This is a genomic window from Enterococcus sp. AZ141, from assembly GCF_051714385.1.
In the GTDB taxonomy this organism is placed as follows: Bacteria; Bacillota; Bacilli; order Lactobacillales; family Enterococcaceae; genus Enterococcus_D; species Enterococcus_D entomosocium.
Map to the genome: position 1 here is coordinate 90,077 of NZ_JBIORT010000001.1, position 14,731 is coordinate 104,807.

Genomic DNA, 14,731 nt, shown 5'->3' on the forward strand with positions numbered 1-14,731 from the left:
AATAATCCCCGTGAACGGCATTTCAAGATGGTTCACGGGGATTTTTTATTCGTGTTCAGGTGCCAACAAATCGGCAAAGATCGCCCTAGTCAATTGTTGCAACGCTTGTGGAGCAAGCCCCATCTGCAACCCGCGCTTTCCTGCAGAAACCACGATTTCTTCCAGTGTCTGCGCCCCACGATCAATATAAGTAGGAAAGAGCTTTTTCATCCCGATCGGCGAACAGCCGCCGCGAATATAGCCAGTCGTCTCTTCTAAATCTCTCAGATGCAACATCTCTACTTTTTTGTTTCCACTGACTTTTGCTAACTTTTTCAGATCCACTTCTCTATTTCCAGGAATTACAGCCACCAGTGGTCCTGTTTTGTTGCCCACTGCCACCAACGTTTTGTAGATGGCTTGCGGGCGTGCTAGTTGCGCAGCGACGGATTGCGCATCGAGATGATCTTCCGACCACTCATAAGTGTATTCGGTATATGCGATTTTCTGTTGTTCTACTTGACGGATCGCATTGGTTTTTTGTTTCTTCTTCGCCATTTTATCCCTCTTTTGTTTTGGTTTCTTTTAAGAGAAGGCCTTGGCTGGTCTTACTCATTGAGTGAAAATTCTTGTAAGTAGTTGGTCATTCGTTCGATCGGTATTTGTCCAGGTGCTGATGCCCCTTGCAACGAAGCAAAAGTAAAGACTGAACCAGTCAATGCCCCGCTAACACGGCTGATTTTCCCCAGCTCCCCCATCGACATGATCGCCAACGGCAGTTGGTTGAAGCCACGAGCTTTAGTAATGACCCCCATCAAACGCAAAACATCTTGGACTTGCTTGGGCATCATCGCTAACTTGCCAACATCGGCGCCAAATTGATTCATTACACCGATCTTTAAAATCAACACAGCATCTTCTGGCGTTTTTTCAAAATCATGATTGCTCAATATCAGCTTTACCTGTGCCTTTTTGATTTCTTGAATAAAGCCGCGACCTAAAAATTCAGCTTTCTCTAATTCGACATCGATCCAATCGATCAAGCCTGAATCAGCAGCAGCTAAACACAATTCTTTGTACTGGGTCAATGTGAACGCCCGCTCGCCCCCTTCTTCCAAGGTTCGAAAAGTAAAGAGCAGCTCTTTGTGCTTTAATGTCGTGCGAATATGAGATAACGCATCTAAGACCGCTTGCTGGTCTTCGACATGTTTGTAATGATCAACACGCCATTCGACGATCTGTGCCTCTGATTCCTCAGCAGCAAGAGCTTGTTTTAAAATTTCCTCATTGGTTTTCCCAATCAATGGCACACAAATCAACGGTGTTTTCCCGTCTAACGTTACTGGTTTTGATCGGCTCATCTCCTTCACTCCTTTTTCATTTGATAAAAGAATACTTTCAGATAGTTCCCTTCGGAAAAATGCTTATCTACCGCAAAATCAGCTGGTAGACGATAACTTTGAATACATTCATAAGCAACGTGTGCTTTCTCTAAGGATGCTTCGATCATTTCTTGAAACTTCCTCGGTGAAAGATTGGCCGCATTCGTTGAGGCGATCAACAAGCCATCAGGCGCTAAAATCGCCAAACTATCAGTGACTAAGTCGCCATAATTTTTCGCAACCGAGAAGACCTTTTTCTTGTTGCGGGCAAAACTCGGCGGATCTAAAACGATCACATCAAAGCGCAAGTCTTTTTTGCTGGCATAATTGAAGTAATTGAAAACATCCATGACATGGATACGCTGGGTATCTGGATCAATGCCGTTGACTGCAAATTGTTCGCGGGTCTTTTCTAGACTGCGTTTTGCCAAATCGACGCTCGTTGTTTGAGCAGCGCCACCGACAGCAGCAGCGACAGAAAACGCCCCCGTATAACTGAACATATTTAAAACCGTCTTGCCAGCTGGCAGACCATCAACAAGTTGCCCACGAACTTCTTTTTGATCCAAAAAGATGCCCGTCATTAGTCCTTCGTTCAAATATGTCGCATACGTGACACCATTTTCTTTCACAAGTAAGGGTTCAGGCGCCGTTTCCCCATAGACCCATGCTGATTCAGGCAGTTCAGACGCAAAGCGAATTTTTTCATAAGCCCCTTTGATTTCGGGAAAGATTTGACGAAAAGCGGCTACGATCGTTTCTTTATGTTGATAAAGGGTGGCATTGTACCAAGAGAAAACGACATACTCGCCATACAAATCTACGGTGAGACCTCCCAATTGATCCCCCTCACCGTTAAACAGACGAAACGCATCTGTCAGTTCATCTTGATAATACGCACTACGCTTGCCTTTTGCTTTCGCAAAACGTTGGGCAAAAAACGCTTGGTCGACCACTGTTTCTTCAAAGGATACGACCCATCCGATCCCTTTATTTTGTTCCCCAAGATAGCCGACACCTAAGAAATGGTTGGCCTGATCAATAAAGGTGACCCACTCCTTCGTCTCGATTGCTTGTTGAAGATCTTCTCGTTGGATCAACGGATTCTTTTTGCGAAGCTTCGCTGATCCTTGCTTCGTTAGTTTTATTTTCATGTTCATCTGCTCCATTCATTCTCCTTTTTAGTATAGCAAAAAGCGACAGTATTGTCTGTATCCTTGAAAGTAAAGAAATACTTAATTCCGCGTCATGACAAGGAATTCATTTGACACGTCTTTCACAGCCTAGTAAAATGTACTGTGATGTAAAATCGTAATTTACCGGTTATACTGGAAAAAGAGAGGACGATTCCTTTGAAAAAAAATAAAGTATCCACCTTTGTGAATACAAGAATGGGCTTTTTTTTCCTATTAGCCCTATTATTTTGGCTAAAAAATATCTTTGCCTATATGGTGGACTTCCACCTAGGTATTGAAAGCAGCATTCAGTACTTCATCTTATTCATCAATCCGATCGCAACGACTTTGTTGTTGCTGTCGATCGCATTGTACGTAAGAAGAACCAAAGCAGCTTATATCACGATGCTTGTGATCTATTTCTTGATGACTCTGCTGTTGTTCTCTAATGTTTCGTACTATCGAGAATTCACTGACTTTATCACCATCAACACGATGCTCGGTGTAGGAAAAGTAGCAAGTGGTCTAGGAGAAAGCGCAATTCGCTTGTTCCGTCCCTACGATGTGTTGTACTTCATTGACTTTATCGTGCTGATTGCAGCCTTTTCAATGAAAAAAATCAAAATGGACACTCGTCCTGTGCGGGCACGGATGGCTTTTGCGATCTCAACCTTAGCTGTCATGGTCTTTTCTGCCAATCTTTTCTTAGCAGAAGCGGATCGTCCTGAACTGCTTACTCGAACGTTTTCTCGTGACTATTTAGTGAAATACCTTGGGATCAACGCCTTTACGGTTTATGATGGGGTACAAACTTATCAAGCTTCGCAAGTACGTGCCGAAGCGAGTCCCAACGACATGAACGAAGTAGAGAGCTATGTTAAAGAACATTACGCAGAACCAAATGATGATCTGTTCGGTATCGCAAAAGGCAAGAATGTCATTTATATTCACTTAGAAAGTGTTCAGCAATTCTTGATCGATTATAAATTGAAAGATGAAGATGGCGTGGAACATGAAGTCATGCCGTTTATCAATAGTTTATACCATAGCGATAGTACCTTTAGTTTTGATAATTTCTTCCACCAAGTAAAAGCTGGGAAGACCAGTGATGCCGAAACATTATTCGAAAATTCCCTGTTTGGATTGAATCAAGGAGCGTTATTCACTCAACTGGGTGGGAAAAATACCTTTGAGGCAGCTCCAGATATTTTAGGTCAAACGCAAGGCTATACCAGTGCTGTTTTCCACGGAAATACCGGTACCTTCTGGAACCGAAATGAAACCTACAAACGGTTTGGCTATGATTATTTCTTCGACGCATCTTATTATGATGTCAATGATGAAAATTCATTCCAATACGGTCTACATGACAAACCGTTCTTTGAACAATCCGTACAATACTTAGAACGTCTGCAACAACCGTTCTATTCAAAATTCATTGCGGTTTCTAACCACTACCCATATTCTGAATTTACCAATGAAGAAGGCGGCTTCCCGCTAGCGAACACTTCTGATCAAACGATCAATGGCTATTTCGCAACCGCGAATTATTTGGATAAAGCCGTGGAAGAGTTCTTCAATTACTTGAAAGAAAGTGGCTTATACGAAAATTCAGTCATCGTTTTATATGGTGACCATTACGGAATTTCCAATTCTCGTAACCGTAACTTAGCAGAATTGCTTGGAAAAACAAGTTCTACATGGACAAACTTTGACAATGCCTCGTTACAACGTGTGCCTTATATGATTCATATTCCAGGACAATCAAACGGCGGCATCAATCATACGTATGGTGGCCAAGTCGATGCCTTGCCAACCCTATTGCACTTACTGGGTGTGGATACATCAAACTATATCCAATTAGGACAAGATTTATTCTCTGATCAAAACGAACAACTGGTTGCTTTCCGCGATGGCGACTTTGTGACACCAGACTACACCTACTACAGCAGTACATTGTATGACAATCGTACCGGCATGCCGATCAACGATCCATCCGATGAATTGCAAGCCAAAGTCGATGAATGGAAAGCCAAAGTCGACAAGCAGCTTTCGGTTTCTGATCAGATCAATAATGGTGACCTTTTACGATTCTACGCGAAAAGCGGTCTAGAAGAAGTTGATCCTTCGACCTATAACTACAAAGACGCCCTTCAGCAAATGATGGACATTGAAAAGAATCTAGGCAGTGATTCAACTAGTGCCTTTTCTCAAAATGGCAATCAATCGACCGTCGATCTGTATCAAACAAAAACCTTCCAAGAATACCAGCAGATGACGGAACAAGATAGCGGTGAGTAAAGTAAGAACAACCAATAATCAATCCAGTAGGGCACCTGCCTTGCTGGATTTTTTTGCACTATTTGATAGGAAAAAGTCGAACTTTCTTGCCACTTTTTTAGCTTCGATATTTTACTACAAGAACTTCATACTTTATTCAAACTCCCCTTTTATACTATGTACTAGGATGAGGTGACTTAGATGAAAACTATACATTTTGCGATTGCCAGCATTTTTTATCATAAAAAAGCCATGGTGCTTTATACGCTTGTATCCTTCTTTGCCGTGATTGGCTTGATCGTGACGTTTGCCTTGATCTATTCGATGGATCAAGTGATCGCTCAAACAAGAGATCTCTTGGCGACAGAAGATCTGCAAACGAAAGTAGCCGAAGAGATCCAACCAGTCACGACAATTTATCATCAACTGTTCTATTTGATTTTTAGTGCCTTTACACTGGTCTTTATTGGCTTTCAAGTTTACTATCAATTATATAAACGCTCGGAATACACAGCTTGGTTAGCAAGTGGCGCCACCACCAGACAATGGGTAGCGATGCAGATCATTGAAATGCTCTTGCCGCTCTTAGCAGCCGCTGTGATCGCCTTTGTCTTATTGCTACTCTTCCAGCCTTATTTCCAGCGGGAATTACTTAGTGGGCATATCATTGCCCTTGATCGAGAGCGTGCTTCTGATAACTTTTGGGAGGCTGTACAAAGTCTTCCTGGACAAGAATTCGCCATTACGATTCCGCAGAATAGTCAAATTCTGGTCCAAAATGTCGATTTGAACAGCACCACTTGGCTTGCTATTTTATTTGAAAGCACACGCCACACACTTGTCGTCTTACTTGCCGCTGTTACCAGTTTTACTGGTTTGATTGCCAGCGGACATAGTCTGTATTGGAGGAAAAAACAATGGAAAAACCAACTCAGCTAACGAAACCAATTGGTTTCTATTATGTTTCGAAAGACAATGAAACAAAAACTTCTGAATTAAGTTTGCTGCTTTCACAAAAAAAAGCCATCTTGATTCGTGCTCAATGGCCTTCCGTTCCCTTTTTATCCGTCATGGACAATGTATCTCTTGCAAATAAAAAAGGGGGCGATTTAGAGGGTGTTCTGCCTTATGTTCAGCTTCCCTTATCGGCTTTGAAAAAAGAGCGGACAGAATTAGGCCCCTTTGAGGAGATCAAAATTCAGCTGCTCTTAGCGTTACTTTCAGAAAGAGAAACCCTTTTAATCGAAAATGTCTTGAGCACGTTAACAACAGAAGAGGTCCAAATCCTGCTACCTTTGTGCCAAGAAATCGCCGAACAATTTGCTGTTGCCATCTATTTGATCCATGAAGACGAATGCTTTGCCCATACGCCCTATACCACTTATCTATAGTTTACATAGCCCTCATACAAAAAGGCTTGCTTGCAAAAGCAAGTCTTTTTGTTTGGGCTGCTGCCAATGAACCGCAAAAAAATCGACCGGCTAAGCGAATTGCTGCCGGTCGATTCCTTATTCTTCATTCAAGTCGATATCTGGAAAAGAGATTTTAAAGGTCGTGCCTTTGCCAAGTTCACTTTCTACACTGATCTTTCCTTTGTGCAGGCGTACGAGCTGTTCAACGATTGATAAGCCTAGACCTGATTCGCCAAATTGACGGTTTTTACGGGACGGATCGACTTTGTAGTAACGATCCCAAATATTTTTGACTTGTTCTTCAGACATACCGATCCCCGTATCACTGATTTCGATAATCGTTTCTAAATAGCCTTTTTCTATTCGGACCCGAATTTCTCCTTCTTCCGTAAACTGGATCGCATTTTGTAAAATATTGACCATGATCTGGACGAAACGATCATAATCCGCGTAGACATCGATTGGCTCGGTTGTTTCTAAAATCAGCACATCTTTGGCAATTTCTGCCTTGCTCTCCAGTTGCGTCAACAGATTTTTGATGGTTTGCGTCGCATCAAATTTTTTGATGACCATCGAGATTTGATTGGTCCTGATTTTTTCGTAGTCAAGGTTTTCGTTGACAAGACGAATCAAACGATTGGTTTCATTTTTCATCAAGCGGATCGCATTGTCTTTTTGATTCTCAGGAATTGCGTTGTACTCTAAGCCTTCCAATAAGCCATTGATGGTCGTCAACGGGGTACGCATCTCATGAGAAGCATCGGCCATAAATTGCCGACGACGTTCTTCTTGCCGTTCAATTTCTTCTTGAGATTCTTTTAAGGATTTCGTCATTAAATTAAAATCTTCGGCTAATTCATCAAATTCATCCCGATTATGCACCGGCAAGAAAATATCAAAATTACCATTAGTAATTTCTTTGGTTGCTCGTTTCATTCGATTGATCCGTCTTACTTGGAACGTAGCGAAAAGGTAACTGATCAATAATGAGACAACGATCGAAATCAAACAAACTTTAAACAAGTTTTGATTAAAGGCACTGACAAGATTCAAAATACTGCTTGCCGATTGCGAAACCACCATTACACCGTAAAAATCCGTGCGATTGACAGAAAAAGGTATCAACACATAGGAAGTCAGTTCTTTTTCCCCGTATAAATTTGTGGCGGAAGTCAGTTGTAGACGCGCCCCATTTTCTAAGGATTGCCAGTCTTTTTCAGAGATCGGAAAATCAACAGCATGAGCGGTATCTAGTGGATAAATAATGTCATCAGGACTTTTAAAGAAAGCAAAGGAGATATCTTGGTTGCTCAAAATATTCTCAGCCAAACGCAAGGAATACTGTAGATAGCCATCCCGGGTCATATTTTGCTGTAAATATTCTGAATCACTGATTTGCGAAATCGTCGCGACCGACGAAGCATACCCCATTAACTGCTCATAATTCCGTTCTTGTAACGTTTGGCGTGTCATTTGAGTAAACGCAATACCAATCGTCATCAAGATCACGAAGATCACCACGAAAAATGCAATCAGCTGTTGATACAGGTAGCGCATCAAGCAGCACCCGCATCATCAAATTTGTACCCAACGCCCCAGACGGTTTGAATGATCTGTGGCCCCACTTTTTCAATTTTTTGTCTTAGTTTTTTGATGTGTGCATCAACGGTCCGTTCATCGCCAAAGTATTGGTAATCCCAAACCAGTTCTAACAGCTGTTCTCTCGAAAACACTTGTCGCGGTTTTTTCGCTAACGTATAAAGCAAATCAAATTCTTTCGGCGTCAACCCATCGATGGGTTTGCCATTTAAATAGGCTTCCCTTGTTTTTGTGTTCATTTTGAAATGATCGGTGACGATATCAAAGGTGGCATCGGAAGCTTCAGGTGTTGTTTTTTCAACCAATTCACTGCGGCGGTGTAATGCCTTGATCCGTGCAATCAAGGTCAATGGACTAAAGGGTTTCGTCACATAGTCGTCCGCCCCCATCTCTAACCCGATGACTTGGTCGCTTTCTGAATCACGGGCCGTCAACATAATAATAGGAACTGTACTAGAGATTTTACGAATTTCGCGCGCCACCATCATGCCGTCCATGGAAGGAAGATTCAAGTCAAGGGTGATCATATCCCACTTGTCTGGTTCAGCAGCAAAGGCCTCTAGTCCTTCTTTGCCATCGTATTTAAATACTGCTTCCCATCCTTCATTCAAGAAAAACATTTGCATCATTTCAGAAACAGATTCATTGTCTTCAATCATTAATATATTCATTTTCTTCACCTCTATGTTCTTTATCAAATCGTTGCAGATTTTCTTCAATCAGGCCAAAGATCGGCACGATGAACCAAGGGATCACGATCATTTCAACTAGAAAAAAATTAGTCCATTCTTGCCATTTCAAGACAAACCCAATGAGCGCCATGATTCCGCCAAAAAGCAGAAAGAATCGGGCAGATAGTTTTTGGGCCTGTCGCCAATTGCGTTCATTTTGTTTTGCTAGATAGGAACGGTATCCATAAATAAGGTTCATTTTTTTTGATGGAAAAAGAAAAAAAGTGAGACCAATCAAGAAAAAAATGCTGCCAATTACTAAAAAAATCATCGTTTCACTCCATTCTTCCTATAGTATACTCGAATTTCTTTCTTCTACCAACAACTTCACCGATTATTCATAAAGGTTTGCCTTTTTTTCAATCTTTGATAAGATTGTGAGTGGACTATGACTATAAACCTTAGGAGTAAGATACATGACCTATAAAGCATTAACTTTTTTTGATCTTGACGGTACACTTTTAGATGCGCACTCGCAAATCACTTCGGAAATTGCTGAGGCGATGGCGAGGTTGCGAAAAAACCAAGTACTGCCGATCATTGCAACAGGCAGAACCGAACCTGAAGTTACCGCTATTCGTGAAGCAGCTGGTATTACCTCGAACATCGTCATGAACGGTGCTTTTATCCGCATTGATGGCAAAGAAGTTTTTTCCGATACCCTTGAGCCTGAGCTTTGCGCAAGGATGTACCAAGCCGTCAAAGACAATGGCGATGAGCTGTGTTATTACAATGAGAAAGGCTATTGGGCGACTGGTCACACCGAGGAAATGGTTGGTGCATATAACTACGTCCGTAGCCCTCTACCAGAAATCGATCCTCTGCATTATGAAACTGATCGGACCAATATGTTGTTGGTTTTAGGTGTCGGCAACGATGCTTATTATCATGAGCGTTTTCCCGAACTAACTTTTTATCGTAATACGCCCTTTTCAATCGATGTCGTAAAATCCGGGACTTCTAAAGGGACTGGCGTAAAAACCTTGGTAGAATTATTGGGTCTAGAAGATGTACCTACCTTTGGCTTTGGTGACGGCAGCAACGATTTCGCCCTTTTAGAAGCTTGTGACCACAAGATTGCAATGGGAAATGGGATTCAAGAGTTAAAAGAGCTGGCAGACTTCGTGACCTTGAAAAATACCGAAGGCGGGATCGTACACGCCCTGAAACATTTTGACTTAATCTGATTCTTTGCACACGCACGAAAATATGGTATACTAATGAATGGTAGCGATACCCCTTTTATCAAGGGGATGTTACGGATTCGACAGGCATAGTTGAGCCTGAATTGCGCTTCGTAGGTTACGTCTACGTTAAAACGTTACAGTTAAATATAACTGCTAAAAACGAAAACTCTTACGCTTTAGCTGCCTAAAAACAGTTAGCGTAGATCCTCTCGGCATCGCCCATGTGCTCGAGTAAGGGTCCTATTCTAAGTGGGATACGTTTTATCTTTCCGTCTGTAAGATAAAAAAGAGATCATCAGACTAGCGATACAGACTGCCTGTCACTCGGCAAGCTGTAAAGCGAATCTACAAATGAGTTGACTATGAGCGTAGATTTTTAGGTAGCAATATGTTTGGACGCGGGTTCGACTCCCGCCATCTCCATTTTAAACTGTCAGTAAGTGACACTAAGAGCCAAAACCTTGATTTTACAGGGTTTTGGCTTTTTACTTGTGCCAGTATGTGACACTATTTGACTACCAATCTAAATAGTTTTTTCAAAAGCACGCAAAAAAAATCCCGCCACTCCGAAAAGTGGTGGGCTAGAAGTGATGCCGTCCGCTGGCGTGCTTCCTAAATCCTTCTGTGTCGCCTTCTCTGATTTCTATAGGATATAAAAACAAAGAGAACCTTAGAATAGTCACGTCGCTACAGTGTGATTACGATATTCTAAGTGTTCTCTTTTTTGCCTTAGCCTACTTTTCAAAAAGTTATTTTTTCGTGAGTCTGATAATTTCTGAAATATCGTCAATTTCTAATGCATTAGCGATTCTTTCAATATGTTGAAGGTAAACTTTCTCTCGTTTTCCATTTGCCAGCTTATTAATAATCGAAGGTTCAATATCCGATAATCGTGCTAACTCTCTTAGAGAAATTCCTCGGCTTTTTACAAGCTCTTTTAAGCCTATTTCTATTCTTCTGTTCATGTGTTCCCCACCTTTTCTGCAAACAGATGTTGTTCCTAGAGACATCATATAGTAAAATAGGATTAAAAGTGGTGTCTATACAAACATCAATAAAATCAGAATTGAGGCGTTACGTTGAAAGAAATAGAAAAGATGGGTATTAAGACGAGTAATAAGCAGCCGGTAAAAGAAATTAGCTACCAGGACATATATGGTTTAGGAGATACTTTGGAGCAATTAAAATCTTGGCAAGAACCACTCGGTGTATTAGAAAAATTTTTCAGTGACAAAAAAAGACCCGTGAATAAGCAGAAAATCATCCGAGATTATCATGCCTGCTCCTTATTATTCCATGTTTTTCTCACAGACTTAGGTAGCTCCCTCGAAAAACTGGAACTCCAGATTGGTGATTTAAAGACTCGAAGAAAAGTTTAATACCAGAACGATAGGTTGAGCTCCTATCAAGGTATAGACTATCGTTCTCTTTGCTAATTGGTTTGATAATTGAAAATGTTTAACAGCTTATTCCCTTCGTTCTTCCCATTTGATATGATGAAAGCATCAAACGAAGGACGTGATTAGATGAAACTAACCTTACTGGCTCCCTCTTTTTCTGTCATCCAAGTAAAGAGTATTGATCCTTCGATACTGAAGATTGTTCCTCTTTTTTTTGCCCATACGTCAGAAGAACTTTCTTTGGTGTTACCAACTGCAAACGTTCCAGCTGAAACGCTAAAAAGAGAAGATTGATGGAAAGCGATGAAAATAATTGGTGTGCTGGATTTTAGCTTGATTGGCATTATTGCAAAAATCTCTTCCCTTCTAGCCGAGGAGTCAATCAGTATTTTTGCTGTTTCTACCTTCAATACTGATTATATTTTAATCAAGGAGCATCAGGTAGAACAAGCTCGTACTGTTTTAACCGCCAATGATTATTCTTTTGTCAATTGAGAAAAAACTTTTTCTTCCTTACTACAAGTTACTCTCGCTCGCTTTATGAAATACAAAAGAACGACTGAACCAAAGAAGTTCAGTCGTTCTTTTGTATTTCACTTGTCGTTGAAGAAAGATAAGAGTACTAGGTATCCCAAATAAAAGACTTCCCCAAGCTTTCATCTGCCCCAGTACTCTTCATTGCTCGTTGTTAAGATAATCATAATACAAAAATGATTTTTATTCAATAAATATGTCTATAAATTACATTAAATACCTTTTTATGACAATTTATAAGGTTTTCAATTCATTTCTAATAACATCTCTCCAATTTCTATTTATATTCTGAAGAGGCCCTTTAGCTTCGCTCCTAAGTGAATGACCTCTTAAAAAGAGACATTCTTGTTTCCTAAGTATTGAATTTGAGCGATTTTTGTCTTGTCAATCTCGCGTTCCCATGCTAACATGATTATGCAAACGTTAACATTAAAATGCACACGTGAACATTATTTTGAGGAGGATTTTTAATGGCAAAAATTACAGATGTACAAACAGCGTATTATCGGATACCTCTTCCGGAAATCATGGAAGATGCGAAGCACGGCTTACACACCCATTTTGAAGTGCCTATCGTCAAGATCGTTACTGATGAGGGACGTGAAGGTGTGGGCTATACGTATACTGGTGGCTTCGGTGGCGAATCGATTGCCAAACTGATCGACAAAGAACTAAAAGCAATCCTTTTAGGGAAAGATCCAGCATGTGTGGAGGCCTTGTGGGATCAGATGAACTGGGGCATTCACTATGTTGCCAGAGGCGGTTTAGCGAGTTTCGCCATTGCGGCTTGTGATATTGCCTTATGGGACTTACGCGCGAAAAAAGCACAAGAACCCCTCTACAAACTTTTAGGCGGCGCAAGTAACAAAGTCAAATGCTATGGTGGTGCGATCGATCTAAACTTTTCTCTTGAAAAACTCTTAGCCAATAATCAAAAATATTTAGATATGGGATTAAAAGCGGTCAAAATCAAATTGGGGCAAAAAACACTTGCCGAAGATATTGCTCGAATAAAAGCGGTCAGAGAATTGATTGGTCCCGATGTTGTCTTTATGGTGGATGCCAACATGAGCTGGTCTGTTGAAAAAGCAATCAAAGCCGCCAAATTGATAGCGTCTTATGACATTTTGTTCCTTGAAGAACCAACAATCCCCGAAGATTACGAAGGCTACGCTCGTATCGCTAAAGAAGGGCAAATTGCGGTGGCAGGCGGGGAAAACTTGCGCACCCCTATTGAGTTTGCTCATATGATCAAATATGGCAATGTCGATTTTCCACAACCCGACGCTTCCAATTGCGGTGGGATCACCGGCTGGTTGAAAATTGCTGCCTTAACACAAACAAGTAACTTATCTGTTTCTACACATGGCATGCAGGAATTACACGTCAGTCTACTGGCGGCGATGCCTAATGCTGGGTATCTTGAAATGCACAGTTTTCCAATCGATCAATACACCACGAGACCATTAGTGATCGATCCATCCGATGGCCGTGCGATTGCACCAGAAGAACCAGGGATTGGTGTCATATTTGACTGGGAGAAACTTGCTCCTCATAAACAACCCTTTTAACTGAAAACCCACGATTATTTCCTTTAGGATTAGGAAATAATCGTGGGTTTTTATTACAGAATCAATGGCTTTTCTTCAAATGGAAGCCACCGTTCATCAATAAGGGAACGATACCAAGCGGCTGATTTTTTTAATGACCGGGTCCGTTCTTCATTTAACTCAATTCGGACGAGACCATAGCGGTTCTTAAATGCATTCATAGGTGAAACACAATCGGTAAATGCCCAAAGCATATAGCCTTCGCAGTTGGCGCCTTCCTCGACGGCTTTTAGCAGCCAGTAAAGATGTTCGGTAATAAACTGAATCCGATAATCATCTTGGACTTGACCTGTGGCATCCATATACTGTTCTTCATTTTCCCGCCCCATACCATTTTCAGTGATCAGCCATGGAATATTGCCATAATTCTCTTTAAGATAATTAGCCATATCGTACATGACCTTCGGATAGATTTCCCAGCCACGAGAGTTATTCATTTGTTTTCCTGGCAAATCAAAGGTCTCATAAAACATTTCTGGATGAAATGGTGTATCCGAATGCCATTGATATCGTGGTGCCCGCACGCGTTTCGGGTAGTACTGATTGACACCTAAGAAATCCACCGTATGGGTGCGGATCGTTTCCAGATCTTCTTCTGTCGGATCAAAGTAGATGCCATAGGTTTGGCAAAGTGTGATAAGTTCCTCTGGATAATGACCTTTGACCATTGGATCAAAAAAGATCCGGTTGAAAAAGAGATCATACATTTTTTGCGCTTTTTGATCCTCCGGTGAGGAAGAGCGTGCGTAAACCATTTCTGGATTCAGCACACAACCGATGCGCCCCTCATAGCCTTTTTCATGATAGGCAGCCACTGCTTGGGCGGATGCCAATACTTTGTGATAGTTCCAAAGCATCCATTTTTTCGTATTTTGTTCATGGGGCCAGCGAATCGCGTCAAGATAACAACGGGTTTGAATAACGATCGGCTCATTGAAGGTGAACCACTGTTTGACTCGATCACCGTAACGTTCGAAGGCAATCTCGGCATAACGGGTATATAGATCGACCACTTTACGCGAGCTCCAGCCATCATAGGCATCCATCAAACTAGCTGGCAGTTCATAATGTTCCAAACAAAGCATCGGTTCGACACCAGCCGCAAGCAATTGGTCGATAAGCTGATCGATATGAGCAGCATAGTCTTCATCAACGATCAGCTGCTCATGATCGGTAAAGAAGCGCGCCCAGTTGATCGATGTTCGATAATGGGTCAAATGAACCTCCTGCATCAGTTGAACATCCTCTGAAAACTTTTCCATAAAATTCGTCGCAACAGCAGGCCCGTAGCCATTATGCCAGACAAAGCGTTCTTCTTTGTACCAGCGATCGAGATACGAGTCTTGCTCTTCTTTCTTTCCCTGCCAGCCTTCTGTCTGCCAAGCAGACGAAGCAGCCCCTAAAATAAATGTTTCAGGTATTTTTACCATTTTTTCAAAACT

At 41.5% G+C, this 14,731-nt stretch carries 14 protein-coding genes, 1 other RNA gene and 1 pseudogene; 8 read left to right on the forward strand and 8 right to left on the reverse strand.

Annotated features, from left to right (window positions below; translation table 11 throughout):
- Nucleotides 1–45: 45 nt before the first annotated feature.
- The 3 genes from ybaK to IGI89_RS00485 are packed head-to-tail and all read right to left on the reverse strand — an operon-like array spanning nt 46 to nt 2,515.
- A complete protein-coding gene (gene ybaK, locus IGI89_RS00475) occupies nt 46–537 on the reverse strand; it encodes a Cys-tRNA(Pro) deacylase (RefSeq protein ID WP_438735100.1) in 492 nt (163 codons plus the stop codon).
- 50 nt (nt 538–587) lie between these two features.
- Complete coding sequence (gene aroD / locus IGI89_RS00480; protein ID WP_438735101.1) at nt 588–1,340, reverse strand: type I 3-dehydroquinate dehydratase; 753 nt, start codon at nt 1,338–1,340, stop codon at nt 588–590.
- 5 nt (nt 1,341–1,345) lie between these two features.
- Nucleotides 1,346–2,515, reverse strand: coding sequence for a class I SAM-dependent rRNA methyltransferase (locus IGI89_RS00485; RefSeq protein WP_438735102.1), 1,170 nt, complete (start codon nt 2,513–2,515; stop codon nt 1,346–1,348).
- Nucleotides 2,516–2,752: 237 nt separating this feature from the next.
- On the opposite strand from IGI89_RS00485, the gene IGI89_RS00490 reads away from it, so the two are divergent.
- The 3 genes from IGI89_RS00490 to IGI89_RS00500 all read left to right on the forward strand — a co-directional run bounded on the left by IGI89_RS00490 (nt 2,753) and on the right by IGI89_RS00500 (nt 6,207).
- Nucleotides 2,753–4,837 carry an LTA synthase family protein gene (locus tag IGI89_RS00490; RefSeq protein WP_016613914.1) on the forward strand — a complete coding sequence of 695 codons (2,085 nt, stop codon included), beginning with the start codon at nt 2,753–2,755 and terminating at the stop codon, nt 4,835–4,837.
- A 180-nt stretch (nt 4,838–5,017) separates the two neighbouring features.
- A complete protein-coding gene (locus tag IGI89_RS00495) occupies nt 5,018–5,755 on the forward strand; it encodes a hypothetical protein (RefSeq protein ID WP_005237197.1) in 738 nt (245 codons plus the stop codon).
- Nucleotides 5,734–6,207: a hypothetical protein gene (locus IGI89_RS00500; RefSeq protein ID WP_005237198.1), complete on the forward strand. Its 474-nt coding sequence runs from the start codon at nt 5,734–5,736 to the stop codon at nt 6,205–6,207. Before IGI89_RS00495 ends, IGI89_RS00500 begins: the two co-directional genes overlap by 22 nt.
- 117 nt (nt 6,208–6,324) lie before the next feature.
- On the opposite strand, the gene IGI89_RS00505 is transcribed toward IGI89_RS00500, so the two are convergent.
- Genes IGI89_RS00505 through IGI89_RS00515 form a run of 3 tightly spaced genes read right to left on the reverse strand, consistent with a single transcriptional unit; the run spans nt 6,325 to nt 8,829 of the window.
- Entirely contained in the window at nt 6,325–7,785 is a 1,461-nt protein-coding gene (locus IGI89_RS00505) for a sensor histidine kinase (protein WP_087664373.1), read from the reverse strand.
- Complete coding sequence (locus IGI89_RS00510; protein WP_005237200.1) at nt 7,785–8,498, reverse strand: response regulator transcription factor; 714 nt, start codon at nt 8,496–8,498, stop codon at nt 7,785–7,787. The genes IGI89_RS00505 and IGI89_RS00510 overlap by 1 nt, the downstream gene beginning before the upstream one ends.
- Nucleotides 8,479–8,829: an SdpI family protein gene (locus IGI89_RS00515; RefSeq protein ID WP_005237201.1), complete on the reverse strand. Its 351-nt coding sequence runs from the start codon at nt 8,827–8,829 to the stop codon at nt 8,479–8,481. Before IGI89_RS00515 ends, IGI89_RS00510 begins: the two co-directional genes overlap by 20 nt.
- Before the next feature lie 145 nt (nt 8,830–8,974).
- Here IGI89_RS00515 and IGI89_RS00520 point away from each other — a divergent pair, with 145 nt between their 5' ends.
- Together IGI89_RS00520 and ssrA are read left to right on the forward strand one after the other, a co-directional pair.
- Nucleotides 8,975–9,745 (forward strand): Cof-type HAD-IIB family hydrolase, encoded by a 771-nt coding sequence (locus IGI89_RS00520; RefSeq protein WP_016613911.1) that lies wholly within the window; start codon nt 8,975–8,977, stop codon nt 9,743–9,745.
- Nucleotides 9,746–9,807: 62 nt separating this feature from the next.
- Nucleotides 9,808–10,171, forward strand: a transfer-messenger RNA (tmRNA) gene (ssrA, locus tag IGI89_RS00525).
- A gap of 323 nt (nt 10,172–10,494) precedes the next feature.
- Here ssrA and IGI89_RS00530 read toward each other — a convergent pair.
- Nucleotides 10,495–10,710 carry a helix-turn-helix domain-containing protein gene (locus IGI89_RS00530; RefSeq protein WP_034872498.1) on the reverse strand — a complete coding sequence of 72 codons (216 nt, stop codon included), beginning with the start codon at nt 10,708–10,710 and terminating at the stop codon, nt 10,495–10,497.
- 114 nt (nt 10,711–10,824) lie between these two features.
- Here IGI89_RS00530 and IGI89_RS00535 point away from each other — a divergent pair, with 114 nt between their 5' ends.
- The 3 genes and pseudogenes from IGI89_RS00535 to IGI89_RS00545 all read left to right on the forward strand — a co-directional run bounded on the left by IGI89_RS00535 (nt 10,825) and on the right by IGI89_RS00545 (nt 13,250).
- The gene (locus IGI89_RS00535) at nt 10,825–11,124 is read left to right on the forward strand and encodes a hypothetical protein (protein WP_016613909.1); all 300 of its coding nucleotides are present in this window, start codon (nt 10,825–10,827) and stop codon (nt 11,122–11,124) included.
- 147 nt (nt 11,125–11,271) lie between these two features.
- Nucleotides 11,272–11,640 (forward strand): annotated as a pseudogene (locus IGI89_RS00540) (ACT domain-containing protein).
- A gap of 509 nt (nt 11,641–12,149) precedes the next feature.
- Entirely contained in the window at nt 12,150–13,250 is a 1,101-nt protein-coding gene (locus IGI89_RS00545; protein ID WP_438735106.1) for a mandelate racemase/muconate lactonizing enzyme family protein, read from the forward strand.
- Nucleotides 13,251–13,303: 53 nt separating this feature from the next.
- On the opposite strand, the gene IGI89_RS00550 is transcribed toward IGI89_RS00545, so the two are convergent.
- Nucleotides 13,304–14,719, reverse strand: coding sequence for a glycoside hydrolase family 1 protein (locus IGI89_RS00550; RefSeq protein ID WP_005237207.1), 1,416 nt, complete (start codon nt 14,717–14,719; stop codon nt 13,304–13,306).
- Nucleotides 14,720–14,731 lie beyond the last annotated feature (12 nt).